The sequence below is a fragment of the Methylobacterium sp. NEAU K genome (assembly GCF_030700285.1).
Taxonomy (GTDB): Bacteria; Pseudomonadota; Alphaproteobacteria; order Rhizobiales; family Beijerinckiaceae; genus Methylobacterium.
This window is the reverse complement of sequence record NZ_JAUYZJ010000017.1, coordinates 61896-85161: the sequence shown is the minus strand read 5'-3', so window position 1 is coordinate 85161 and position 23266 is coordinate 61896. Positions and strand designations below refer to the sequence as shown.

General features: G+C 71.7%; 21 protein-coding genes and 2 pseudogenes. 7 read left to right on the top strand and 16 right to left on the bottom strand.

Translation table 11 applies throughout. The annotated features are described in order from the left end of the window. Window positions 1–101: 101 nt before the first annotated feature. The 3 genes and pseudogenes from Q8W67_RS15305 to Q8W67_RS15295 form a co-directional block, all read right to left on the bottom strand. A pseudogene (locus tag Q8W67_RS15305) lies at window positions 102–290 on the bottom strand (DUF3168 domain-containing protein); the annotation flags it as partial. Beyond that, entirely contained in the window at window positions 287–640 is a 354-nt protein-coding gene (locus tag Q8W67_RS15300) for a head-tail adaptor protein (protein ID WP_305546964.1), read from the bottom strand. The gene Q8W67_RS15300 and the pseudogene Q8W67_RS15305, both read right to left, overlap by 4 nt. Window positions 641–684: 44 nt before the next feature. Continuing rightward, complete coding sequence (locus Q8W67_RS15295) at window positions 685–1248, bottom strand: hypothetical protein (protein ID WP_305546962.1); 564 nt, start codon at window positions 1246–1248, stop codon at window positions 685–687. Between the two features lie 26 nt (window positions 1249–1274). Here Q8W67_RS15295 and Q8W67_RS15290 point away from each other — a divergent pair, with 26 nt between their 5' ends. The 3 genes from Q8W67_RS15290 to dps all read left to right on the top strand — a co-directional run bounded on the left by Q8W67_RS15290 (window position 1275) and on the right by dps (window position 3729). Next, window positions 1275–2021 (top strand): trypsin-like serine protease, encoded by a 747-nt coding sequence (locus Q8W67_RS15290; protein WP_305546960.1) that lies wholly within the window; start codon window positions 1275–1277, stop codon window positions 2019–2021. 118 nt (window positions 2022–2139) lie between these two features. Further along, a complete protein-coding gene (locus Q8W67_RS15285; protein ID WP_305546958.1) occupies window positions 2140–3051 on the top strand; it encodes a trypsin-like serine protease in 912 nt (303 codons plus the stop codon). 132 nt (window positions 3052–3183) lie between these two features. Then, on the top strand, window positions 3184–3729 hold the full coding sequence (gene dps, locus Q8W67_RS15280) for a DNA starvation/stationary phase protection protein Dps (RefSeq protein WP_305546949.1): 546 nt from the start codon (window positions 3184–3186) through the stop codon (window positions 3727–3729). A 119-nt stretch (window positions 3730–3848) separates the two neighbouring features. Here the strand turns inward: dps and Q8W67_RS15275 are convergent, their stop codons facing one another. The 5 genes from Q8W67_RS15275 to Q8W67_RS15255 form a co-directional block, all read right to left on the bottom strand. Continuing rightward, entirely contained in the window at window positions 3849–5141 is a 1293-nt protein-coding gene (locus Q8W67_RS15275) for a phage major capsid protein (RefSeq protein ID WP_370693889.1), read from the bottom strand. Beyond that, window positions 5141–5686, bottom strand: coding sequence for an HK97 family phage prohead protease (locus tag Q8W67_RS15270; RefSeq protein WP_305546943.1), 546 nt, complete (start codon window positions 5684–5686; stop codon window positions 5141–5143). The genes Q8W67_RS15275 and Q8W67_RS15270 overlap by 1 nt, the downstream gene beginning before the upstream one ends. 86 nt (window positions 5687–5772) lie before the next feature. After that, on the bottom strand, window positions 5773–6972 hold the full coding sequence (locus tag Q8W67_RS15265; protein ID WP_305546941.1) for a phage portal protein: 1200 nt from the start codon (window positions 6970–6972) through the stop codon (window positions 5773–5775). Between the two features lie 403 nt (window positions 6973–7375). Continuing rightward, window positions 7376–8680: a DNA-packaging protein gene (locus tag Q8W67_RS15260; RefSeq protein ID WP_305547014.1), complete on the bottom strand. Its 1305-nt coding sequence runs from the start codon at window positions 8678–8680 to the stop codon at window positions 7376–7378. Next, window positions 8670–9338, bottom strand: a complete 669-nt coding sequence (locus Q8W67_RS15255) for a hypothetical protein (RefSeq protein ID WP_305546939.1) — start codon at window positions 9336–9338, stop codon at window positions 8670–8672. Before Q8W67_RS15255 ends, Q8W67_RS15260 begins: the two co-directional genes overlap by 11 nt. A 641-nt stretch (window positions 9339–9979) precedes the next feature. Here Q8W67_RS15255 and Q8W67_RS15250 point away from each other — a divergent pair. Beyond that, the gene (locus Q8W67_RS15250; RefSeq protein WP_305546937.1) at window positions 9980–10234 is read left to right on the top strand and encodes a hypothetical protein; all 255 of its coding nucleotides are present in this window, start codon (window positions 9980–9982) and stop codon (window positions 10232–10234) included. Window positions 10235–10397: 163 nt separating this feature from the next. On the opposite strand, the gene Q8W67_RS15245 is transcribed toward Q8W67_RS15250, so the two are convergent. Then, window positions 10398–10538 (bottom strand): hypothetical protein, encoded by a 141-nt coding sequence (locus Q8W67_RS15245; protein ID WP_305546935.1) that lies wholly within the window; start codon window positions 10536–10538, stop codon window positions 10398–10400. 240 nt (window positions 10539–10778) lie between these two features. Here Q8W67_RS15245 and Q8W67_RS15240 point away from each other — a divergent pair, with 240 nt between their 5' ends. Next, the gene (locus Q8W67_RS15240) at window positions 10779–11873 is read left to right on the top strand and encodes a sensor histidine kinase (RefSeq protein ID WP_305546932.1); all 1095 of its coding nucleotides are present in this window, start codon (window positions 10779–10781) and stop codon (window positions 11871–11873) included. Between the two features lie 78 nt (window positions 11874–11951). Then, the gene (locus Q8W67_RS15235; RefSeq protein WP_305546930.1) at window positions 11952–12383 is read left to right on the top strand and encodes a SufE family protein; all 432 of its coding nucleotides are present in this window, start codon (window positions 11952–11954) and stop codon (window positions 12381–12383) included. Between the two features lie 242 nt (window positions 12384–12625). Here Q8W67_RS15235 and Q8W67_RS15230 read toward each other — a convergent pair whose 3' ends face one another. From Q8W67_RS15230 to Q8W67_RS15210, 5 genes are all read right to left on the bottom strand, one after another. Next, window positions 12626–13903 carry an SMP-30/gluconolactonase/LRE family protein gene (locus Q8W67_RS15230; RefSeq protein WP_305546927.1) on the bottom strand — a complete coding sequence of 426 codons (1278 nt, stop codon included), beginning with the start codon at window positions 13901–13903 and terminating at the stop codon, window positions 12626–12628. Between the two features lie 97 nt (window positions 13904–14000). Next, a complete protein-coding gene (locus Q8W67_RS15225) occupies window positions 14001–14432 on the bottom strand; it encodes a MarR family winged helix-turn-helix transcriptional regulator (RefSeq protein WP_305546924.1) in 432 nt (143 codons plus the stop codon). A 343-nt stretch (window positions 14433–14775) separates the two neighbouring features. Beyond that, window positions 14776–15636, bottom strand: a complete 861-nt coding sequence (locus Q8W67_RS15220) for a DUF6456 domain-containing protein (RefSeq protein WP_305546920.1) — start codon at window positions 15634–15636, stop codon at window positions 14776–14778. Between the two features lie 96 nt (window positions 15637–15732). Then, the gene (locus Q8W67_RS15215; RefSeq protein ID WP_370693886.1) at window positions 15733–15891 is read right to left on the bottom strand and encodes a hypothetical protein; all 159 of its coding nucleotides are present in this window, start codon (window positions 15889–15891) and stop codon (window positions 15733–15735) included. Between the two features lie 185 nt (window positions 15892–16076). Then, window positions 16077–16490: a MucR family transcriptional regulator gene (locus Q8W67_RS15210; protein ID WP_305546916.1), complete on the bottom strand. Its 414-nt coding sequence runs from the start codon at window positions 16488–16490 to the stop codon at window positions 16077–16079. 406 nt (window positions 16491–16896) lie between these two features. Between Q8W67_RS15210 and Q8W67_RS15205 the strand changes: the two genes are divergently transcribed. Beyond that, complete coding sequence (locus Q8W67_RS15205) at window positions 16897–19032, top strand: S9 family peptidase (RefSeq protein ID WP_305546914.1); 2136 nt, start codon at window positions 16897–16899, stop codon at window positions 19030–19032. A 32-nt stretch (window positions 19033–19064) separates the two neighbouring features. Here the strand turns inward: Q8W67_RS15205 and Q8W67_RS15200 are convergent, their stop codons facing one another. Then, window positions 19065–22502: an AsmA-like C-terminal region-containing protein gene (locus tag Q8W67_RS15200; RefSeq protein WP_305546912.1), complete on the bottom strand. Its 3438-nt coding sequence runs from the start codon at window positions 22500–22502 to the stop codon at window positions 19065–19067. 267 nt (window positions 22503–22769) lie between these two features. Continuing rightward, window positions 22770–23237: pseudogene (locus Q8W67_RS15195) on the bottom strand (transposase); the annotation flags it as partial. Window positions 23238–23266: the final 29 nt, after the last annotated feature.

Sequence of the window (23266 nt, the reverse complement as noted above, 5' to 3'; positions counted from 1 at the left end):
TTTCGGCCTGGTCTCGCCGCGCAAAGGGTGAGGCGAGCAAATTTGTTTGAGAACCGAGACAAGCTTGTCTGAGAAAGCAGAAACTTTTCCGTCAAACTACACTCGGCACCGTCGACGGAATCGTCGCGGATCTCGGCATCGCCGAACAGGGCGTAGACCGGCACCGAGCCTCGGGGCGGCTCGTCGTGCAGCCGGACCCGGCCGCCCAGCAGGACGGCGAGGCCGGCATCGGCGGCGAAGCGGGCGATCAGGCCGGCGCGGAGCGCCAGCAGGGGGCTCGGGTCGTTCACGACGCGCCCTCCCGCGCCAGTTCCTCGACATGGCAGATCAGGTCGCGACCGAGCGCGTCCGGCTCGGTGACGGCGCGGATCGCGAAACGGCGGGGGCCGGCGGCGAGGCGCATGGTCGGGTCGAGGGCGGGCCGCCCCCGCAGGGTGACTCGATAGGCGGCGAGCGTGTCGGTCCGGCCGCCCGCCGGGCGTTCGACCACGCCGGCCGGGGCGATCGCGCCCCACAGGACCGGGCCGGCCACGTAGCGGCGCAGGACGCCCCCGAACCCGTCCGGCTCCTCCAGGGGCCGTTCGAGCACGAAGCGCCGGCGCCGCGCCCCGAGCGGCGGCCGTGGGGGCGTGGTCGGCATCGGCGATGCTCCGGTCGGTCTCGATCGGATCGGGGGCCGCCGGCTCACAGCCGCATCCGGCGGAACGGCGCGGCGAGGTCGGCGGCGTCGGTGCCGGCGGCATCCGCCTCGTCGCCCCGATGCTCGTAGCGGGCGGCGGCCAGCCGCAGGATCGCGAGGCGCAGGGGCGCCGGAAGCGGCGGGCCGTCGCCCCCGAACCCGGCTGCGACCTCGATCAGGATCGTGCGGCCGGCGGGATCCGGCACCGCCGGATCGACGCGCAGGCCCGGCGCCTCGACCGGGTCGGGCCCGAGGCGGAGCAAGCCGGCGGCGAGTTCGGTCACGCCGCCCGCCGCCTCCGCGAACCCGGCACGGACGACGGCCACGAGGGGGCTGAGCGGCAGCGGCAGATGCCCGTCCGGCGGCCAGGCGGCGAGCGCGATCCGGTAGCGGCCCGGGACCAGGACCCGGCGGGCCTCGATCTCCAGGCTGGCCCGGACGGCGGTGATCAGAGCCTGGAGGAGCCCGTCCTCGGTGCCGTCGTGGTCGGAATCGAGGCGCAGATAGCCGCGCAGGTCGGCCACGCTCACCGGCTCGACGGCCGGTCCGTCGGCGCGTATCGGAATCATCGCGCGTCCCTCTCACAGGTTGTCCGATGCTGGTCCCGAAGCGTCGCCCTGCGGCCCTGCCCGCCCTGGCGGCGGCCCTGTCGCTCGCCGCGTTCCCGGCCCGCGCTATCGTGGGCGGCGCGGAGGCGCCCGCCGGCGGGGCCGTGATGGTCCTGTCGTCGAACGGCGGCGTCTGCACCGGCGTGGTGCTCGCCCCCGACACGGTCCTGACCGCGGGCCATTGCGCCGCCGCCGGCTTGGAGCACCGGGTCCATTTCCGCGACGCCGCCGGCGAGCCGGTCCTGGTCGCGGTCGCGGCGCGCGCCGTGCACCCGGGCTACGATGCCGGCGCGGCGGCGGGCCGGCGGCGGTCGATCGACCTCGCGCTGCTGCGCACCGCGACGCCGCTGCCGCCGCGCTTCGCCCCGGTCACCCTGAGCGCGGCGATGCCGCGGGCCGGCGAGAGCCTCACCCTGTCGGGCTACGGCGCCGGCAAGCCCGGCGACCCGCGCTCCACCGGCACCTACCGCAGCGTCGCCCTGCCGGTGATCGAGCCCTACGGGCCGAGCCGCATCCTGGTCTGGTTGCGGCGCGACGCCGCGTCACCGGCCGGCGGCTGCCAGGGTGATTCCGGGGGCCCGATCGTGGGACCGGAGGGCGGCGTGCTGGCGCTCGCCGCCTGGATCGGCGGCGCCTGCGGCGGTCTCACCCAGGGCGTCCTGGTCGGCCCCCAGCGCGGCTGGATCGACTGGGTGCTGGGCGGCTGGAGCCGCAGCGCGCGCTGGGACGGTTAGAGCCTCCGCGGGGAACCTCAGCTTGGCCGGGCCATTGGCTTGCTCTAGGCTCACAGGGCGCCGCACCCTCGCCGACGGCGTCCCACACCGCGCCCACGGCGCGCCCCCGGAGTTCCCGATGTCCCCTCGCCCGTTCCGCCAGGCCGGCCTTCGCGAGCGTGTCTTCGGTGCGGGCCTGAGGACGGGGCTTCTCGGCTCGGCCCTGCTCGGCGCCCTGGCGGCCCTGCTGCCGGCCCCCGCCGGCGCGGTGATCAACGGCACCACGACCCGCAATCCGGAAGGCGCCCGCAGCTTCGTGGTGCGCATCGAGAGCACGGAGGGCGAGATCTGCTCCGGCACGTTGATCGCCCAGGATCTCGTGCTCACCGCCGCCCACTGCGTGATGCGCCCGGCGGGCTACACGGTCATCAGTGTCGATCGGGGCTTCCGCCAGCATCGGACCCAGGTGATCGCCGCGACGATGCACCCGGACTTCGTGCCCGGCACGACGCCGGAGGACCAGCCGGGCGTCGACCTCGCCCTGCTCAAGCTCGAATATCCCCTGGGCGCCGACTACGTGCCCCTCGACCCGCGCGGCGCCGCCTCCATCGATACGGGCGCGGCCGTGGAGATCGCGGGGTACGGCGTCGTGGCGGAGAACCGGCGCAACACGGCCCGCACCCTGCGGCTCGCCCATCTCGTCTCGATCGGCTCGCTGCAGGTCGCCAACCGCGTGACCGTGGTGACCGACCGGCGGCGCATGGCCGAGACGTCGGGCGCTGGCGCGTGCCTGGGTGATTCCGGCGGCCCGATCCTCGCCGGCGGCCCCGGCGGCTACAGGATCGTCGGCGTGGTCAGCTGGTCGAGCGGCGCCCTGCAGCAGGGCGCCCGCCGGACCGCCTGCGGGGGCTTCACCGCGGTGACGCCGGTGGCCGAGCATACCGGCTGGATCGCCAGCCGCTCGGCGGAATTCGCGCGGATCCAGGTCGGCGACGCCCCGGCCCGGGGCAACCGCTCCGACTGGATGGCGAACCCGGCCCGGCGCCGCTGAGTGCGGGCGGCCGCCGCTCCGGGGCCGCGGATCGGCCGGCACCGTCCCGTGGAGTTCTCGCGACGGCCGGGAACCCGGGGGCGCATCGGCACTTTCGCATCCATCCGAACGCAGGTTCACGGAGCACGATACATGGCTGACACAGGCAAGGGCGATACCCCCCGCCCGCACAAGACCCGCAACGACACCGACTCGAACGCCAAGCGCGTCTCGGTCGAGGCCCTGAACGCCCGGCTGGCGGACGGCATCGATCTCGCCCTGGCGGTCAAGCAGGCGCATTGGAACCTCAAGGGTCCGCAATTCATCGGCATCCACGAGATGCTCGACGGCTTCCGCACCGAGCTCGACGACCTCAACGACAAGGTCGCCGAGCGCGCGGTGCAGCTGGGCGCCACCGCCCTCGGCTCCACCCAGGTGGTCGCCGAGCGCACGAAGCTTCCGGCCTACCCGACGGGCATCTACGCCATCGCCGACCACGTCGCCGCGCTGATCGACAGCTACGCCGCCTACGCCAACGCCGTGCGCGAGAACATCGACGAGACCGACGAGGCGGGCGATCCCGGCACCGCCGACCTGTTCACCGAGATCTCGCGGGCCGTCGACAAGCAGCTCTGGTTCCTCGAAGCCCACGTGCAGGAGCCCACCGGTGCCCTGCGCGACGGCAACGCGGGGCGGTGAGCCGATAGCGCTGCGTCCCGTCCTGGCCGGGCTCGACCGAAGCCGGCCCGGACGTGACACGCGTTTCCCTCCCCCTTCGTGGGGGGAGGGAAACGCGCGCGTGCTGCGCGCGCGGGCCCTCAGCCGAACTTCAGCAGCTTGAGCGCGTCGAAATCCTGCACCCCGCCGCCGACGCGCTTGGTGGTGTAGAACAGCACGTAGGGCTTGGCCGAGTACGGATCGCGCAGCACCCGCATCCCGGTGCGATCGACCACCAGGTAGCCGCGGCGGAAGTCGCCGAAGGCCACCGACAGGCTGCCCGCCGCGATATCGGGCATCGCCTCGGCCTCCGTGACCGGGAAGCCGATCAGCGTCGCGGCCCGGCCGGCGGCCAGCGGCGGCTGCCACAGGTAGTTGCCCTCCGCGTCCTTGAACTTGCGGATGGCGCTCTGCGTGCGCCGGCTCATCACGAAGCCGGCATTCTGGCGGTAGCCGGCCCTCAGGCCGTAGACCAGGTCGAACAGCACGTCGGCCGGGTTCGTGGACGGGAAGGCGCCGGCCGCCCCGGTGGAGACGAAGCCGAGCTTGCCCGGCACCCAGGCGGCGTTGGCCACGGTGTCGTAGTTCAGGAAGCCGCGCGGGCGGCTCGCGCCGTTCCCGGTGACGAAGGCGACGCCCTCCTGCTCGGCGAAGGCCATCTCGACCTCGGCCGACAGCCACGCGTCGAGGTCCACCACGGCGTCGTCCAGCAGCGTCTGGGTCGCGGCCGGCATGGCGTAGAGTTCCATGGCGGGGAACGCGATCTCGGAGAGCGCCGGACCGTCGGTCTGGGGGCGCGGCGCGGTCTCGGCGACCCAGCCGGTGGCGGCGGCCCCCACCGCGACGGCGCGCTTGTACTGGGCGGCGGAGATCTGCTGCACGCTGGCGATGGACCGGATCGGCGAGACCTGCGCGAGGCGGCCGAGCACGGTCCGCTCGATCGTATCGGGCACGAGGTAGCCGCCATCGGGCCCGGAGCCGGCCGACAGGGCCTTGGCCTCCAGGCGCTTGAGGCCGGCGCTCTCGCCCGCCCGGACGTAGAGGTCGAAGGCGGCCTTGTGCTCGCTCGCGACCGCGTCCTGCCGCAGCCCCGGCTGGTCGAGTGGCGGCCGGGCCCGGTCGAGGCCGATCCGGTCCAGCCGGGTGCGGGCGGCGTCGAGCGCCGCGTCGATCCGGGCGAGCTTCTCCTCGGTGAGCACGTCGGCGCCGAGGCGCCCCTCGATCTGGCCGAGCCGGGCGTCGTTCGTCTCCTTGAAGGCCTCGAAGGCGGCGGCCAGCTCGTCGAGCGCCGGCTGGACCGGGTCGCCCCCGGGCCGGGCGGCCTTGTTCTCCAGGCCGGGGAGCGCGCCCCTGGTTTCCGGGGCGGCGCTCGGATGCTGGGCGGAGTTCGACATCATCGGATGACCTCGTGGCTGCGGGTGGCGGATCGGAGCCGGACGCCCGGCCTCGGTCGGACGGCGGGTTCGCGCGGGCGGAACGGGGCGATCCGGCGGGCGAGGCCGCGGATCTCGGCGGCGCCGGAGCTCGGCCGCGCGCTCGGGCTCGCCCGGGCCCCCGGCTGCAGCGGGAAGGTCACGAGCGAGATCTCCCACAGGTCGACCTGCTGGAGCCGGCGCTCGCCGCCCAGGCCCCTGCGGGCCAGCAGCGTGCGGAAGCCGATCGACAGCCCGTCGAGGGCGCCGCCGCGCATCAGCGCGTCGATCTCCCGGGCGCGCTGCACCGCGAGGTTGAGCTGCCCTTCCGCAAACAGGCCGCGGGTATCCTCACGCAGGGACAGCCAGCGGCCGATCGGCTCGGCCGGGTCGTGCTGGAACAGCAGGCGCACGCCCGCCGCCCCGCGCCGGGCCAGACTCGCCGCGAAGGCGCCGGGCACCACCACGTCGCGCCCGAGATCGGGCACGCCGAAGACGCTGGCATAGCCGGTGAAATGGCCATCCATCGCAAGGCTCCGAGAAACTGAACCGCCGCGACAGCGGCGTGCGCACGACAAGGCGGCTGCGGGGTCTGCCCGCGCCCGCCGGGGGCTCAGGCCCCGGACTCTGGGACCGGCATCTCCGGCGGGTAACCGACCGCCTCGCGCTTCTCCGCGGGCGACAGGAACCCGGCGGCCTCGACCCGGCGCCACAGGGATTCCCGCTCGGCCGACAGCGCCTCGATCCGGTCGAGGTCCGGTTCCAGGTCCACCGCCCCGTAAGCGGGCTCCAGCCAGCCGGCCAGCGCCTGGGCGGTGCGGGCGGCGAGCGGGATCAGGGTCTGGCGGTAGAGCGCCCGGTTGGCCTCGGCGTAGTTGGCGTGGGTGTTGTCGCCCGGCAGCCCCAGCAGCAGGGGCGGTACCCCGAAGGCCAGGGCGATCTCCCGGGCAGCGGCGTTCTTGGCCTCGACGAAGTCCATGTCCTTCGGCGACAGGGCCAGCGGCTTCCAGTCGAGGCCGCCCTCCAGCAGCAGCGGCCGACCGGCATTGGCCGCGCCCTGATAGTTCGCCTCCAGCTCGGCCTTCAGGCGGTCGAACTGCGGCTCTGTGAGCGTCGCGCCGGCGAAGACCAGCGCCCCGGAGGGCCGGGCGGCGTTGTCGAGCAGCGCCTTGTTCCAGGCGCTCGCGGCGTTGTGGATGTCGAGCGCGGTCGCGGCCGCCTCGATCGGGGCGAGGCCGCCGTAATCGTCCTCCGGGTGGAACAGGGCGAGCGCCAGGATCGGCGCCACCTCGGGCGCGCCCGGCGCGGGCAGGTCAAACCGGCGGCTGCGCCCCCCCGCGGTGTAGATGTAGGCCGCCGGCCAGCCGTCCGGGCCCGGCAGCATCCGCATCCGGCCAGGCCGCAGAGCCTGCAGCGCGGCGACCCGCCCGTCCAGGCTCACCGCCTCCAGGTAGGCGGTCCCGGTGAGCAGCAAGTCGGCGTAGACGGTCTCCAGGAGGCGCGCGCCGCTCTCGCGCGGATTCGGCCGGGCGAGCAGCGCCAGCAGGTCGGCCGCCCCTGCGGCGCCCGGTCCGGTGGCGGCGAGCGGCAGGCTCGCGGCGCTCTCGGCGATCAGCCGGACCGCCCGGTGGACCACCGGGTTGCCCTGGTAGCCGGCCCGCGCCAGCGCTGCGGGGTCGCGGGGCGTCCAGCTGGCCCGGCCCTCCGCGTAGAGGGCGAAGGCCGGGGCGGCCTTGGTGGCGAGCCCCGGTGCCGCGGGGCCGCCGGTGGCGCGGCGTGCGACCCGCGCCAGCCGTTCGAGGAGGGTCGACATGCCGGTTCGTTCTCGCGCTACGATTCCGAAATCCGAGCCGTGCGGCGGCATCCCAGGAAGCCCCTGAGCCCCGGGAGCCCGATGCCGTCGAGGCCGCTCGCCGGGCCGCTTCCGGCCCGACCTGCGCCGATCCTGCCCGCGGCGGCCGGCGTGGCGGCATTCGGCGCCCGGGCTGCTTGGTCCCGATCGGCGCTGCGGATGCACCCCACCCGATGCCTCCACCGTGTCCACGGCGCTACAGCACGGGAGCGCGGCATCGTGTATACAACATCCAGTTCGCTCCTGAGACCGCGAACCGACTTCCGGCGCGCTTCCCGCAGGGGCGCGCCGCATTGTTTTGGGGCGGCCGACGGCGGAGGCCGCAGGGGATCCTGACCGGCCCGGCTGGGTCTGTCCGTCGGCCTCAGAGCCGACGGATCCGTGGCTCGCGGCTCCCGTCGAGCAGCAGGTGGGTGACGGCCCAGACCAGGGCGTCGAGCCGGTCGGGCGAAGTCCCGCTCGACAGGCCGTCCCGCCCGAAATCGCACATCTCGTCCTCCAGCGCCGGGAAAGCCCCGACATGGTGGACCAGGCCCCGGGCGTAGAGCAGCGAGACCGGCTCCGCCCGCAGGAACTTGCCGCGCGTCGCGTGGACCGGCGTCACCGGCACGGCGGGGTCGCACTGCGCCAGGACGGCGGACGCCATCTCCCCGTCCTGGTTGACCTCGACCACCAGGGCATCGGCCTCGAGCCGGCGATAGAGCGCCAGCGCGGTCCCGGCCCAGGCCTGCGGGCTGGCGCGGGCGAGGCTCGCATCGGCCAGCACGTAGGCGTGGGCGCCGGCACGGCCGGCCGCGACGATGCCGCAGGCGTCCGAGCGCGCCCCCGAGGCGGCGGGGGGATCCACCGCCACGACGATCCGGCCCAGCTCCGGCGCGGCGGCGATGCGGGCGGCCTCGAGGGCGGCGCGCGCCCACAGGGCCTCCTCCCGATCGGCGATGAGTTCGCCGTCCAGTTCCTGGCGGCCGAGCCGGGTGCCGGCGTAGCGCCCGACCACGCGCTCCAGGAAATCCGGGGCGAGGTGCGCGGCGTTGTCGCGCGTGCGGGCGCGGCTGACCACCGTGCGCGGGTCGGCCAGCAGCCGCCGGATCAGCGGCACCGGGCGCGGCGTCGTGGTGACGAGGTTGCGCGGGCGCGCGCCCAGCCGCAGCCCGAATTGCAGCATGTCGAAGGTGGCCTCGGGCCGGCGCCACTTGGCGGCCTCGTCGCACCAGGCGGCGCCGAATTGCGGGCCGCGCAGTGCGTCGGGCTCCTCCGCCGAGAACGCGAAAGCGACCGCGCCGTTGTCCCAGGCGAGCCGGCGGCGGCTCGGGGACCAGAGCGGGCGGGGCCGGCCCCGCCGCGGCAGGCTGAGGATGCCCGAGGGCCCCTCGATCATCACGTCGCGCACGTCGAGATGCGTTTCGCCCACCAGGGCGATGCGCCCGACCGGCTCGGGCGTGAAGGCCGGGTCGCCCCGGGCGAGCGCGTCGACCCATTCCGCTCCGGTGCGGGTCTTGCCGCTACCGCGGCCGCCGATCACCGCCCAGGTGGTCCAGATCGCATCCCCGACCGCCCCGGGGGCGGGATCGGCCGGCGGCAGCTGGTCGGGCCGGGCCTGGTGCAGCCAGTCGCCCGCGAGGGCGGCGAGCAGCGGCGCCGGCAGGGTGGCGAGGAAGTCAGGCAGCATCCCGGCCGCCGACAAAGCCAGCATAGCGTCGCGCGATCTCCGCCCGCAGGGCCGGCAGGTCGCGTGCGGTGCCGCCATCGCCCCCCTCCCCCGCGTTCCCCCCGCTCGCCGGGGCGACCTCGTCGAGCAGTCGCTTCAGGCCGCCGAGGTCGCGCAGGACCCGGGCGGAATCGAGCACCGCCGCCCCCTCCCCGTTCAGAGCCGCGTCGAAGGCGGCGATCTGCCGGGCGATGTGGGCGCGCAGATGCGCCCGCAGGGTCGGCGCGTCGGCCGCCGAGGCGGGGTCGAGCAGCGCGGGGTCGGCGGCCGCCTCGGCGGCATCCGGTGAGGGACCCGGCGGCGTCGCGCCGCAGGCCGCGACGAGCTGGACGGCCACGGCCCGCCCGACGCCCGACGCCTCGGCGACGTCGCCGGGATCGTTCCGAGGCTCGCTCAGGAGCCGGGCGACAGCGGCGCGGCGCGTCTCCGTCCAGCGCGCCGCCAGATCACGCCGCCAGCGGGGCGGCCTCAGCCAGCCGGACCGGGCGTTCCAGGTGTAGACCGTCCTCGGGTTGACGCCGGTGCGCGCGCTGATCGCCTCGATGGACAGGTCGGTCTCGACCAGGAGCCGCTCGACGGCCGCGCGCCGCTCGGCCGGGAGGGCACCGAGTGACCGCATCGCCGCCGCTCCGCATACGTCTCGACCGTGCCTTCCTTGTACCCGAGGAGCGCGACGGTGTCAATCCAAAAATTCCTAATTTCGGATTAAAGGCCGGATTGGTCGCGCGGTGCGGCGCGACGAATGTGGCGCGTGACGTGGTGTAGCCGGACACCGCGTGGCTGAAGCCGCTCGACCCGATGCCGCCGAGGCCATGGCCGCCGCCCCGGGCGCCGGCGCCCGCGGTCGTCGTCAGCAGGGCGGTCACGATCAGGACGGCTCTCAGGGAGCGAACTCTAGGTTGTGCTGACTGCCATCAGAAAAAAACCGAAGCGCGGCGGCAAAATGCTATCTCCGGTTAGTCTTAAATCTCCTCCACGTTGTCGATCGTTCGTTACGGGCCGAGCCCGGGGTTATCCGTCGATCCGTGATGCCCGCTGCGGCGGGATGAACGCCTCGTCCTCCCGGGCGGTACATCTATTGGGTCACCCGGATCGGGGTTCAGACACGGCATTCGTGCGCAGACCTGCATATTGCGCATGGAATCCTGAGCTTTCGTAACCTGCTCCGCAAAAATCGGGGATTGCTCGGGCGGCGACGGCAGCGCAAAACTGAACCGATGGTCGAATCAGAAAAGACATAAGCTGGTTGCAGGGGGTGAGGTGTTCGTTCTAGTTTTGGCTACCCTGGCGGGTGGCATTCTCACCTTCGTGGCCGCGTGGCCCTGGTTCGGCCTGGGTTCGATCCTTCTCATGCCCCTCGGCGCGGGGAGCGCGGCGGCGTTCATGGGGCTGCTCCTCGCCCGCCTGCGGAGAAGGGACTCCTCTGACGGACGCACGCGCCCCCTGGGCTGGCAGGCCGAAGGGCCGCGCGCTTCGGTGAACGACGACCTGCCGGTCCAGCGCCGTCGGGCGTGATCCGGAGCGCCCGCCGCCTGCGCCGCCTCAGGCCCGATGGCGCAGGGACGGCGCGAAGCCGAAACGGGCGATCTCCTGATGCAGGCTGACGAGGGGCAGGACCTTCGCGGCCGCCCCGCGCTCGATCCCTCCCTTTTGCCTGCGGAAGACGACGCGATTCTCCTCAGCCCGCGCCACGGTGAGCGCGCCGGCGCATCGCGCGGCCGTGCAGCTCGGGCACGATCCGCCAGACCTTCTGAGCCTCGCGGGTCGTTTCGACGAACGCGTCCGGGACAGGCTGCGGCACCCCGGTAAAGCCGCACATGGGAAGCTTCCAAGCGGGCCATTCAGCCCTTAAAGGATCCCCGCGCCGGGCCGAGAGCTTCGGCACGGCCTGCATCGTGCCCGGGATCCCGGAATCGGATGATACTCCAGCGCTTCATGTGGACGGCAGCGGCAGCGGCAACTTAGGACCGGAACGGTGACCTTACCGGCACGTTGACCGGCGCCATCCGCACGCGAGCACGTCGGCTCACAGACTTCGTCAGGGCGATTCAGGTACAGAATGGTCGGTCAGCCACCAGATAGCGGAACGGCTGAGCCGCCGCCCGCGAATCCCGCAGGGGAATCCGAGGCGGCGCCGGGGGCGGCCGATGCGGTCGCCCTGAGCGACAGCTTCAAGCGCTTCGCCGACGTGGTGCCACTGATGTTGTGGCGCTCGGACCAGCATGGGCACGCCATCCACCACAACGAATGCTGGCTGGAATTCACCGGCCGGCCGTTCGAGGCGGAACTCGGCCTCGGCTGGCGGAGCGGCCTGCATCCCGAGGATTTCGAGCGGCATGCCCAGATCGTGGCCGAGGCCTTCGAGGCGCGGGAGCCGTTCACCGTGGAGTTCCGGCTGCGGCGGCATGACGGGGTCTATCGCTGGCTGCTCGACACGGCCCGTCCCCTCGTTGAGGACGGCCGCTTCCAGGGCTATCTCGGCTCCTGCTTCGACATCACCGACCGCAAGCACGCGGAGGAGCATATCGAGCACGCGCTGGCCGAGAAGGAGGCGCTGCTCGCCGAGGTCTATCACCGAGTGCGCAACAACCTGCAGGTGATGGTCAGCCTGATCGGCCTCTACGGCCGGGCCGCGCCCGATGCCTGCCGCGGCAGCTTCGAGGCACTTGGGCAGCGGGTCCGGGCGATCGCGCTGGTGCAGCAGCACCTCCACGAGGCGCCCCACATCGCGTCGATCGACCTGCGCGACTACCTCCATCGCCTCGCCTCGGGGCTCGGGCAGCTCCGGCGGGCCGGACGCATCGGAGTCCAGGTCGGCGGCTCCGGGACCGGGCTCGTGGAGCCGCGCATCGCCAACGCGCTCGGCATGATCGTCGCCGAGATCGTCGCGGAGTGCCTGGACGCCACCGCCGAGCACGTCGCCTGCTCGATCGCCCTCGAGATCGAGGCCCAGGAAGGCATGCCCCTGCGCGTGTCGATCGTCTCCGGCGTGAGCGAGATGGCCGCCACCGGGCGGCCGAACGTGCCCAAGCTGGGGCCGCGACTGATCGCCGCCTACGCGGCGCAGGCCGAGATCGCGGTGACCGGCGATGCCAGCCCGGCGACCCCCCTGATGCTGACGCTGCCCCCGACGCACCCCGCCCCGGCGCCGTGAGCGCGCCCCCGCGACCGATTCGCCATGACGGCGCCGGAGGCTTATAGCGGCGCCGGCCAACCCCATATCCGGCAGACCATGCTTCCCCCAATCGATACCATCGTCGAAGACTTCGCGTTCATCGACGATTGGGAAGAGCGCTACCGCTACCTGATCGAACTCGGCCGCGCCCTGCCGCCCGCGGACGCGGCGCTGCACGCCGAGTCCAACAAGGTCCAGGGCTGCGCCAGCCAGGTCTGGCTCGACCTCGACGTCGACCGCTCCGGCCCCGAGCCCCGGCTGCGCATGCGCGGCGACAGCGACGCCCATATCGTGCGCGGCCTCGTGGCGCTGATGATCGCGCTGTTCGACGGCAAGACGCCCCGCGACGCGGCCGCGACCGATGCCTTCGCGCTCTACACCAAGCTCGGCCTGGGCGAGCACCTGACGCCGCAGCGCTCCAACGGCGTGCGGGCGATGGCCGACCGCATCCATCGCGACGCCGTTCGGTTTGCGGGCGCGCAGGGGTAGCGGTCGAAATCTGACGCTTGGTATCCACTCACAAGGGCCGCTCACGGCCCAACCCGGCCGTCACACCGCCCGTCAGGTGACGCTACAACGGACGTTCGTGAGGCGGCGTCGACGGCTGCGTGCCCATCACAGCCATCGCCCAGTCCTCCCGTGAACTCAGCCCGCGGACATGCGGCGGGCGTCCCCGTTGCGGGTGCGCGCGAAACAGCGCCCGACAACTCGGTGTCGAGCGCTTTGATTCCTCAACGCGTGGCGTAGGGTGACAGGGCAACCAGTTGCCCGCGCGTCTTTGGGCCGCCGGTGAAAGCACCGCCATCGGTCACCACGTAAAGCGTGCTGCGGTCCGCGTCGGTGATGCCGAAAACAGCGTCAGTCGCGCCGATGATCTGTTGACGGGCATCGGCGACGATCGACCTGCGGCCATCCGGCGCCACTCGCACCAGCGTATTATAAGGGTGCGTGGTGACAAACAGGGATCCGTCCTGCCCGATAGCAAAATCATCGCCTGGGATACCCCGCGCAAGTTCCACGGGACCGCTGAAAACGCCGGCCTTATTCATTTCGAACCGCAATATTCTCGCACTGTCCGATACGGTGACGATCATAGTGCGGCCTGAGAAATGCAGACCGTTGCCTCCCGGTGCCAAGGCAATGAAGGGCCGCGCTGACAATGACGGGTGCTTCAGAGCGGGCTCCGCGTGGCCGGTGATTGGATTGATCCGCCAAACAAGGCCGAGTGCGCTGTCGGGTGAATACAGATTGCCATCCGGCCCGAAATCAAGACCGTTTGGCCATGCGCCTTGCGGCAGGTGGACAAACATTTCACCGCGGCCATCCTGGTCAATGCGCCAGATACCGGGTGTCACGCCGTTACTCGGCATATAGAGCGTGCCATCCGGCGCCACAGCAAACGCCCCGGCCGCGGAGCCGGTTGGGGTCGTGAACAAGATCCGCTCCGACCCGTCTGGCCGGCGGGCGATGACCTGGCCGTGTGCCTTATGGAAATAGTCGGTCCTGGAAAAATCTAGACCGATATTCGCAGCAAGGTAGAGCGTGCCGTCCGAACCAACGCGCACACTTTCGAACCAGACGCCTTCATCGTAGGTTTTCACAACGTGGGCTTGGACGGGTTCGTATGGAAGGTCGTCTGCTTTAGGCAGCAGCATGATTTTCAATCCTAAGGGTTGCAGGCCCGCAATCAGCAGTGACGCCAGCGCAATTCCGGTGACCAGTGGCCAGACGTTCCGGGAGCCCCGGATGACGGCATAGAGGCCGAGAGTTACTGCAGTTGAACCGGAAAATACGGCGGCAAAGAAAGCGAGGAACGGAATAAATATTGATAGACCCAGCGCAAAACCTGGTATCAAAGCCAAAATTGCAAACAGAACTCGGGCGGACATTGCGGACGGGAAGTGCCTCAGTGCCGTGAGAGCGGCATGAGGCCGGATCAGGAAACACGCGGCCGTCGCAAAGAGCGCGAACGCCGTGAGCGCCTCGGTGATGAAAGTGAAAACAAGCATGGCTAAACTCCGGTAGGAAGCTATGTTTTTGAAGGGATTGCCGCATAACCGTAGGAAGCTACCGAATTCGTTGCGGGGCTTCAGCGTGCGGCTTGCTTTAAGGCGCGATGACCCTGTCGAGGTTTGTTTCGATGCGGACCAATGCGTTTAGAAATGCCCCGCGTTCGTCGTCCGTGAATCCGTCAAACATCTGTCTGACCAAGGCCTCACCCGCGGCACAGAATTTGTCTGATGCACAGAGCTGCCTTGCCTGGCTGGACATATGAATTGTTTTGATGCGGGCATCAGGCGTGTCGGAGCGGCGCTCGATATGACCCTCTCGTTCCAGAACATCGAGAATGTTGGTCAGGGTCGGAGAGGCTATGGATAGACGCCGCTGCAAGTCCCGATGTTCAAGTCCATCGTTGTGCATCAAGAGCTGCAGTACGTCGAACTGGCCACCCGTAAAATGAAACGGCTTTACCGTATGCTCCAACGCTCTGCGAAGAGACAGGTAAGCGCGCTTCAATGCCAGGGTGGGGTGCGACATGAACGGTAGCTTCCTACTAAGCGGCACCTCTGTCAAGGGCATGTCGCCACTGTTGATGTTGCCCCCCGGGTCGGAGGCCTGCAGGCGGGCTCTAACGAGGCAAGGCGGACGTTGAAGGGTGTGCCGGCCGCGATGTCGGCCTGGTCGTCCGGTCCCTTGAAACGAGGCGGCCAGGTCTCGGCCAGACCCGGCCGTGGCTACAACGTCCGGTAAGCGCCGCATCGATCGAAAACTGGACAGTCGCGAAACCATACGCACCGGACCTCGGGAACGGGTACCAAGGGTCAAATTTCGACCCCTAGACCATCCTCGGTCGCCCGGCGCCTCGGGATGCGGCCGGTGCTCACGCCCGCCAGAGCCGCATCCGCCCGCGCTCCGGCCCGGTCGCCTCCCGTTCCAGCCCGTAATGCTCGGCGAGCCGCCCGAGGGCGATGCGCGCCACGACCTTGGCCGAGCGGGCCGGCCAGCGGCGCTCCGCCTCGATCCGCTCCAGCCCCTTGAGGAAACCGCACAGGTCGATCAGCAGCCCCGACAGGTCGCTCCCGACAGCATCGAGGGCTCCGCGCACCCGCTGCCGGGCCGCGATCACGTGGTCGGCGGCGGCGGCCGGATCGCGCGCACCGCCGTCGTCGATCCGGGGCGCCCCGAAATCCGTCCCCATGCGCGGCAGCATCGCCGCCGTGGTCATGTCCCGGCGCAGCCGCTCGCCGGCCTCGAAGGAGGCCGCGTCGATCAGTGGCGTGCCGTCGCCACCCCGGCGCCGGACCATCCAGGCGAGCGGGTTCTCGGACGCGTTCCGCAGGGCCGGCTCCGAGCCGCCGCCCTGGACCACGGTCAGGTCGTGGTGCTGCGCCAAGTAGGCCATCCCGGCGGGCGCCTGCTGGCGGCGCAGGCGCGCCCGTCCGGCGGCGCTGATCGTCAGCCGGGTGCCGCCGGGATCCCAGGCCGCCAGGTCGGACGCCGCCAGCACCCGGGCCGCCGCCTGCGCGAAGCGCCCGCTCCCGACCGAGATCCCGTCGCCGCCCCGGCGGACGAGGAGGCCATCCTCGGTGAGCGGGTCGGGCATCGCGTAGGCCCCCGCCTCGTCGAGGCTCGTCAGCAGGCGCGCGGCCTCTGCCGGCAGGACGCCCGGGCCGGTGGCGACCCCGGCGGATTTCCGCGCCCCGACATCCCCGGCCCGGGCGACCCGCGCTCTTATGTTCATGTTTTGTTCCTAGGCTGCCGCTCAAACCGACCGACCGCGCAACCATCGCAGGAATTTTCACAAAGTCAAGGTTTTTTTGCCTAACATGGCGTCCGGTCAGCGCGGGCGTGCTCGGTCCGGTGGCCGGCGAAGGATCTCGGCGACCTCATCTTCAGGCTTGCCGCGGACCGCGTAGCCCATCTCTTCGAAGCGATCGATCAGCGTCTCGCTGTCGGAGGCAGAACGCGCGGCCCATTCGGAGAGGGCCACGTTCATCCGCTCGAGATTCTCCGCGGGATCACCGTCCTGCGGATCGGGAGAAGCGATCATGCACGGCACCTCGGCGTCGGTCGGGCGAGTTCGGCCGCATCGCATACAACGTGCGGAGACTCACCAACGCCCGACCGCGCCCGGGTATCCCGGGACCGTGCCGATCGCTTCCCCCGGCCTACCGGCCGCCCTCAGGCGGCGGCCTTGTAGGGGTCCAACCGTCCGAGTCCGGTCGCCTTGGCGAGATCGGAGCGGGTCTTGGCATAGTTCGGCGCCACCATCGGATAATCGGCCGGCAAGTCCCACTTCGCGCGGTATTCCTCAGGGCTCATATTGTACCGGGCCCGAAGATGCCGCTTGAGCGACTTGAAGGTCTTGCCATCCTCAAGGCAGACGATGTGGTCTGGTGTGACCGACTCCGCGACCGGGATGACCGGCTGCGGCGTCTCCACCGCGCGGGTCTCGGTGACCTGCCTCAGCGCTGTATAGACGCTGCCGAGGAGCGGGCTGAGATCGTCCGCCAGGATGGAATTGTTGCTCACATAGGCTGCCACGACCTCGGCCGTGACGGCGACAAGATCGAGCTTGATGCGGTTCTCGTTCAATGCGAAGCCCCCAGATGTAGCGTGGACAGCTGTATCCGCTGACACACAGATTTCGAGCCTATTCAGGCTCGCATTCCGAGGCGGACAGGACGCAGAAGCAGCCTAAAAGGCCCCAGACCACGTCTTGATCCCATCCGTCCCGTATAGCCCTATACGATTTTTGGTTTCGTGTCTCAAGACATGATAATGTTACGAAAATATGGACGATCCTCGCATTTGGCGACAAAACTGATTTAACGCTTAAATCTACAAGTAGTCTCGCCCCTCGATCGATGCTTACTTAAAGTGAGCGACACGCCGCCGGGCCGGCGGCTCGGCGGGGTCCCGGATCGTGACGGCTTGCCTCGCGGCCCCCGGCGCGACACATGGCCAGACCCAGACGTGACGGGACCCGGCGGGAGATACGATGACGGAGATCGGGCGCGGCTTTCATGCTCACCAGACCGGAGCGCCGGTCGCGGAGACCCGGCCTCGGCGCTTCGGCGTCCACGGGCGGGAGATTACCGACGACTACGCGTGGTTGAAGGCGGCGAACTGGCAGGAGGTCCTCAAGGACCCCTCCGCGCTGCCCGAGGACATCGCCGCTTATCTCAAGGCCGAGAACGCCTTCGCGGAGGCCGCGCTGGCCGGCACGGCGGCGCTGCGGCGCGATCTGGTTTCCGAGATGCGCGGGCGGATTCAGGAGGACGAGAGCGGCGTGCCGGACCCGGACGGGCCCTACGCCTACTACACGCGCCACCGCGAGGGCGGCCAGCATCCGCTGGTCTGCCGGCGGCCGGCCGCCTCGCCCAAGGTGCCCGAGACCGGCCCCGACCCGGACGAGACGATCCTGATCGACGGCGACCGCGAGGGCGAGGGGCTGCCGTTCTTCGAGATCGCCGCCGCGGTACATTCCGACGACCACGCCCGGCTCGCCTGGAGCGCCGACACCAAGGGCTCCGAACTCTACACGATCCGGGTGCGCGACCTCGCCACCGGCCTCGACCTCGACGACCGGGTCGAGGCGACCTCCGGTGAGGCGGTCTGGGCCGGGGACGGCGACAGCTTCTGGTACGTCGCCCTCGATGCCAACCACCGGCCGGCCAAGGTGATGCGCCACCGCCTCGGCACGGCGCAAACGTCCGACGAGACCCTCTACACGGAGCCGGATGCCGGCTACTTCGTCCATATCGGGCAGACGCAGTCCGGCGCGTTCCTCGATGTGACGGCGAGCGACCATGAGACCTCGGAGGTCCGGCTCCTCGACCGGCACGCCGACTCTACCCGCCTGCGCCTCGTGCAGCCGCGGGAGCCGCTGCTGATCTACGCCGTCGAGCATCGCGGCGACCGCCTGTTCATCCGCACCAACGCCGACGGGGCCGAGGACTTCAAGATCATCACGGCGCCCCTCGACGACCCGGGCCGCGCCAACTGGACGGACCTCGTGCCCCACCGCCCGGGCGTGATGATCCGCCATCTCCACCTGCTGGCCGGCCACCTGATCCGGCTCGAGATCGAGAACGCGCGGCCCCGGATCATCGTGCGCGACCTCGGCGACGGCCGCGAACACACGGTCGCCTTCGCCGAGGAGGCCTACGCCCTCGGCCTGCAGCCGGGCCACGAATTCGACACGGCCACGATCCGCTTCGTCTACTCCTCCATGACGACGCCGTCGGAGACCTGGGATTACGATTGCCGCAGCAGAGAGCGCGTCCTGCGCAAGCGGCAGGCCGTGCCGAGCGGGCACGACCCGGCCGCCTACGTGACCCGCCGGCTGTTCGCCACCGCGTCCGACGGCGAGCAGGTGCCCATCTCGCTCCTGCACCGCCGGGACCTGGAACTCGACGGCGGCGCGCCGCTCCTGCTCTACGGCTACGGCTCCTATGGGACGCTGATGCCGGCCGGGTTCCGGACCAACCTCCTGAGCCTGGTCGACCGCGGCTTCGTCTATGCCATCGCGCATGTCCGCGGCGGGACCGAGAAGGGCTGGCGCTGGTATCTCGACGGCAAGCGCGAGAAGAAGCCCAACACCTTCACGGACTTCATCGCCTGCGCGCGGGCGCTGATCGCGGCCGGCTACACGGCCGAGAAGCGCATCGTCGCCCATGGCGGCTCGGCGGGCGGCATGCTGATGGGGGCGGTCGCCAACCTGGCGCCGGAGCTGTTCGCCGGCATCGTCGCCGACGTGCCCTTCGTCGACGTGCTCAACACCATGCTCGACGCGGAGCTGCCCCTGACCCCGCCCGAATGGCCCGAATGGGGCAATCCGGCCGAGAGTGAGACGGCGTTCGAGACTATCCTGGCATACTCGCCCTACGACAACGTCGCCGCCCAGGATTACCCGGCGATCCTGGCGCTGGGCGGCCTCACCGACCCGCGGGTCACCTACTGGGAGCCGGCGAAATGGGTTGCCCGGCTGCGCACCACGATGACCGGCGGCGGCCCCATCCTCCTGCGCATCAACATGGAGGCCGGCCACGGCGGCGCCGCCGGCCGCTTCGACCGGCTGGAGGAGGTGGCGCTGATCTACGCCTTCGCGCTGATGGCGGTGGGGAAGGCGTAGACTGCTCGCCGCCGAAGTGGCAGCCGGTTCGTTTACGGCCGCGCTTCGGCCGGCGCAGGCTCGCCCGCCGGTGTCCCCTCACCCTGCGCCCGCGTCCGGGCCTGCCGGGCGGCCTCGTCCGCCGCAGCCTTCTCGGCGGCGGCCTTGAGGGCAGCGGCGCGGGCCCGGTCCATCTCGATCCGGGCCCGGCGGCGCTGCCGCTCGACCTGATCGGCCTCGGTCAGCTCGATGGTCTCCAGCTCGCGCTGCAGCACGAAGGCGGCGAGCCCGGTCGACAGGGCGCCGACGTCGAGCACCCGCTCTGGCGCGCCAGGCGGCCCGTTGAAGCCGAGCTGGACCGCGGGGGGACCGGCGCTCCAGCCCCGGGGGACCGGACCTCCGGACAGCAGCCCGCGCACGTCGAGGCGATTGCCGCGCAGGTCGTAGCCGAGGGTGCCCGACCAGCGGGCCGGGCCGAAATCGATATCGAGGGGGCCGGCCCTCAGGAGCCCGCCGACGATCGTGGCGGCGCTGGTCGCGGGCGCCCGCGCCTGCGCGCCGCCCTTTGAAAGCTCCTCCGAGACCAGGGCCTGGAGCCGGCCCTCCCGGAGAGGATCGTCGATCTCCGCCGCACGCGACAGGGCGCGGCCGAGGGCCGACGGAGCGGCCTCCGGGACGCTCAGATCCTTGAAGCCGAGGGTGCCGCTGCCGGAGAGGCTCTCGGCGAGGCCCGACACGGTATCGGCAGTGGTGCTGAAGCGCAGGGCGGCCGTCAGGCGGCCGCCGATCGGGCTTCCGCCGGCCAGCGCGGCGATCGACAGGTCGTCGAGGGTGCCCTCGCCCGCGATCGCGGCGGCGGGTCCCTGGCGCGTGATCGTGGCCGAGCCCGCGATCCGGCCGCCGGCGAGCTTCGCCGTGAGGTCCCGCAGGGTCAGCGTCGCGTCGGCGAAACCCAGGGCCGCACTGGCATCCGTGGCGGTGAGGCCGCGACCGAGATCCAGGGCCGCGACCCGGGCATTGAGCGCGACCAGCGGACGGGGTGGCGGGGGCGGCCCGAAGCGGTCCCCGCCGGCCGGATCCGGCGGCAGCAGCAGCGCGGCGGCCAGTTGCGGCACCGACAGGCGGTCGAGGCTGACATGGCCGCGCATGGGCCCGCCCGGCGCCCGCGCCAGGTTCCCGCTCAAGCCCGCGCCCGCGACCCGGCCGGTGATCGTGGTGCCGATGTCGCCCCCGTCCTTCGAGAGCGTGAAGGTCAGGTCGGCCGGCCACGCGCCCGGCGCCAGCCTGGCGGCCCCGGCGAGGGTCAGGAACGGGGCGAGATCGGCCGTGTCGGCACGGAGCTCGCCGGCGGTCGGCAAGGCGTCGGGGCCGATCAGGATGGGTCGGCCGGTCGCGAGCCTCAGGCCGGCGACCGTCCCGTTGAGGGTCAGGGCGAGCACGTTCGGAGCGGGCCGCTCGGCGCTCAGGTGAAGTTCGGCGGCCTGCCGCAGGCCGGCGATGTCGGTGCGACCGAACCACACGCCCGCCCGGGGGGCGGTCAGGGTCGCGGTCCCGCCCTCGGTCCGCGTTCCGCGGCTCGCGAGCGTCATGTCGAGGGTGCCGCCGCCGGCGCTGCCCCGGGCCTGCGTGCGCAGGACATCGGAGGCGCCGGCCTCGCGGTCCAGGGTGACGGCGAGATCGAGGGGCGCCTCGCGCAGGAAGGCGGGCAGCAGGCGGATCTCGCCGAGCCAGACCCGCTCCAGTAGGCCGAGCAGCGGTGCCGCCACGGGCGCCCTCAGCCGCCCGAAGACGCGGCCGGTCCCATCTGCGCCGATCCGGCCGGTGAGCTTGGCGCTCGCGCCCGCGAGATCCGCGACGTCGAGGCTGTCGACCACGAGGCTCGATCCGTCCGACTGGATGCTCGCTGCGATCGTGCCATTCCCGGAGCCGGCCTGTCCGAAGCGCACGTCGCGCGCCTCCAGGGTCAGGGCGAGGTCATGGTCGCGCAGGCTGCCGAGCGCCGTCCCGACGGGCGGCAGGGCGGCGATGTCGATGCCGCTCGCTCGGATCTGCGCCTCGAAGCGCCCGCGCGCGCCCGCCTCCGCGGCCGTGTAGCGGGCGTTGCCGGTGATCCGCGCCGACCCCAGCCCGAGGCGCAGGTTGCGCAGAGACAGGCCCGAGGCCGCCGCGGAGAGGTCGGCGGCGGCCTCGACCCGGCGCCCGTCGAGGAGCGCGACCAGGGGGCCTTCCACGTCGAGCCGGCGCAGATAGCGCCCGAGCGGGTCCGAATCGGCCACGACCAGCGCCACAGGACCGGTCAGGCGGAACGGCGACGCCTCGACCTGCCCGCTCACGGTCACGGTCGCCTCGCCGGGGCCGACGGCGGAGAGGCGGCGCAGCAGCACGCCGCCGGCGCGCTCGACGGTGCCGGCGAGCGCGAGATTCGACCATTCCTCGCCGCCGAGCGCCGCGCTGCCCACCGCGAGGTCGAGGTCGAGCATGGTCGGCAGGCCGCTTCCGAGGCCCGGCAGGCCGCGGGCGATCAGGTTCTGGCCCTCGGACGAGGCCAGGAAGGCGTCGAGATCGAGGCGCCGGGCCTCCAGGTTCAGGCCGGCGCGCCACTGGCGCAGGTCGAGACGGCCGGTCCCGGCGAGCCGGAGCGCGCGTCCGCCCGGATCGATCGCGAGGTCGACGCCCTCGAACCGCACCTGCGTGCCGCGGGCCTTGAACGTCCCGCCGAGCGAGAACGGCATGTAGGCGCCCGCCGCCTGGGTCGGCGGCCCAACCACGAGGCGGGCCCAGCCCTCGGCCTCGAGCAACGCGGCCCCGTCGGCCTCGGTGGGGACGAGCCCGAACCGGGCATCCGCCTCGAAACGGGGATGCGCGTCACCGCCGCCCGAGATCTTCACCGCGAGCCGCCCATCCGGCCCCGGCGTTCCGCTGACCGCCCGGAACGGAATGCCGCCGCTCGATCCCTCGATCCTCCATGGTCCGATCAGGGCGGGGGCCTGCAGGTGCAGGTCCTGGACGTAGAGCTGATCGGTCCGGCCCGTGGCCGGCACCTGCGTCGTCACGAGGAATTGTTGGACGTGCAGGTCCTCGATGGCGAGGTCGCGGGCGCGCAGCGCCTCGCCGAGATCGGGCGGCACCCGCAGGGCGTCGCTCGCGGCGACCGGGAGCTTAATCTCCGCCCGGCCGATCCGCGTCTCGGTGAAGCGGAACTCGCCCTTCAGGAGCGGCGCCAGCGCGATCTCGGCCTTGACGAAGCGGGCGTCCAGGGCCGGCCGGCCCGGGTCGGTCCCGAGGTGCAGCCGATCGATGCGCAGCCGCGGCGAGGGCAGAAGGCGGACCTCGATCCGCCCGTCGGTCCTGGCCGGCACGCCCAGGGAGCGGGCGAGCGCCCGGTCGACGAGCGCCCGCTGGGCCGGCCAGTCGACGAAGGGCGGGACGGTGAGCGCCGCGACGAGAACCAGGATGACGGCGCCCGCCAGCGCGGTCAGAAGATCACGCACCGTTCCCGTTCCGCACTCTTTCCCGCACGAGCCGGCCGCCGCGATGCCGCCCCGCGTGCCCCCATGGGCAAGCCGATACGGCCATAGCACGATAAACCGCGGAGGGCGCCAGCCGTGATCCTCTCGGTCAAGGGCTGCTTCGCGGCGGGCTCCGTGCCGGATCCCGGATCAGGTTCCGCTTCGCTCCACCTGTCCGGGTACGGGTCGCGTCTGCCCCGGCCTCCCCTCGTGGGCGCATGCGGCGAGAGCGGAACGCGACCCGGACCTTAGGTGTATGGCGGCCAGGACGTGCGTGCTGTCCGTGCGCTGCCGACCGCGGGCCTTCAGCAGCCCACCGTCGCGGGCCGCGTCCAGCAACCGGGTGAGCAGGCGCTCGCCCGCCTCGCATTGGAGCAGGCGGCTCCGGAACTCGCACAGGACGGAGAAGTCGAAGCCCGCATCCGCCAGATCGAGGGCGAGCAGATACTTCTAGTCGATCCGACCACGCACCGCCTCGGCCGCTCGCCGGTCGCTCAGCCCCTCGCGGAACTGCATCAGCGTGACGAGCGCGAGGCGCCAGGGCGCGTAGGCTGGCTTGCCAAGCTTTGGGTAGAGATCGGCGAAGTCGGCATCGGCGAATAGGGCGACGAGCCGGTCGCGCAGGAGCATGTACGGGTTGCTGCGCCGGAATGCGGCCCGCGCGATCCGGGCGGTATCCTTGGGCACAGGCGGCAGCGGTTGCGAAGGGAGCGACATGGGCGGCCTCCGGGCTGGGAAGCCATCTC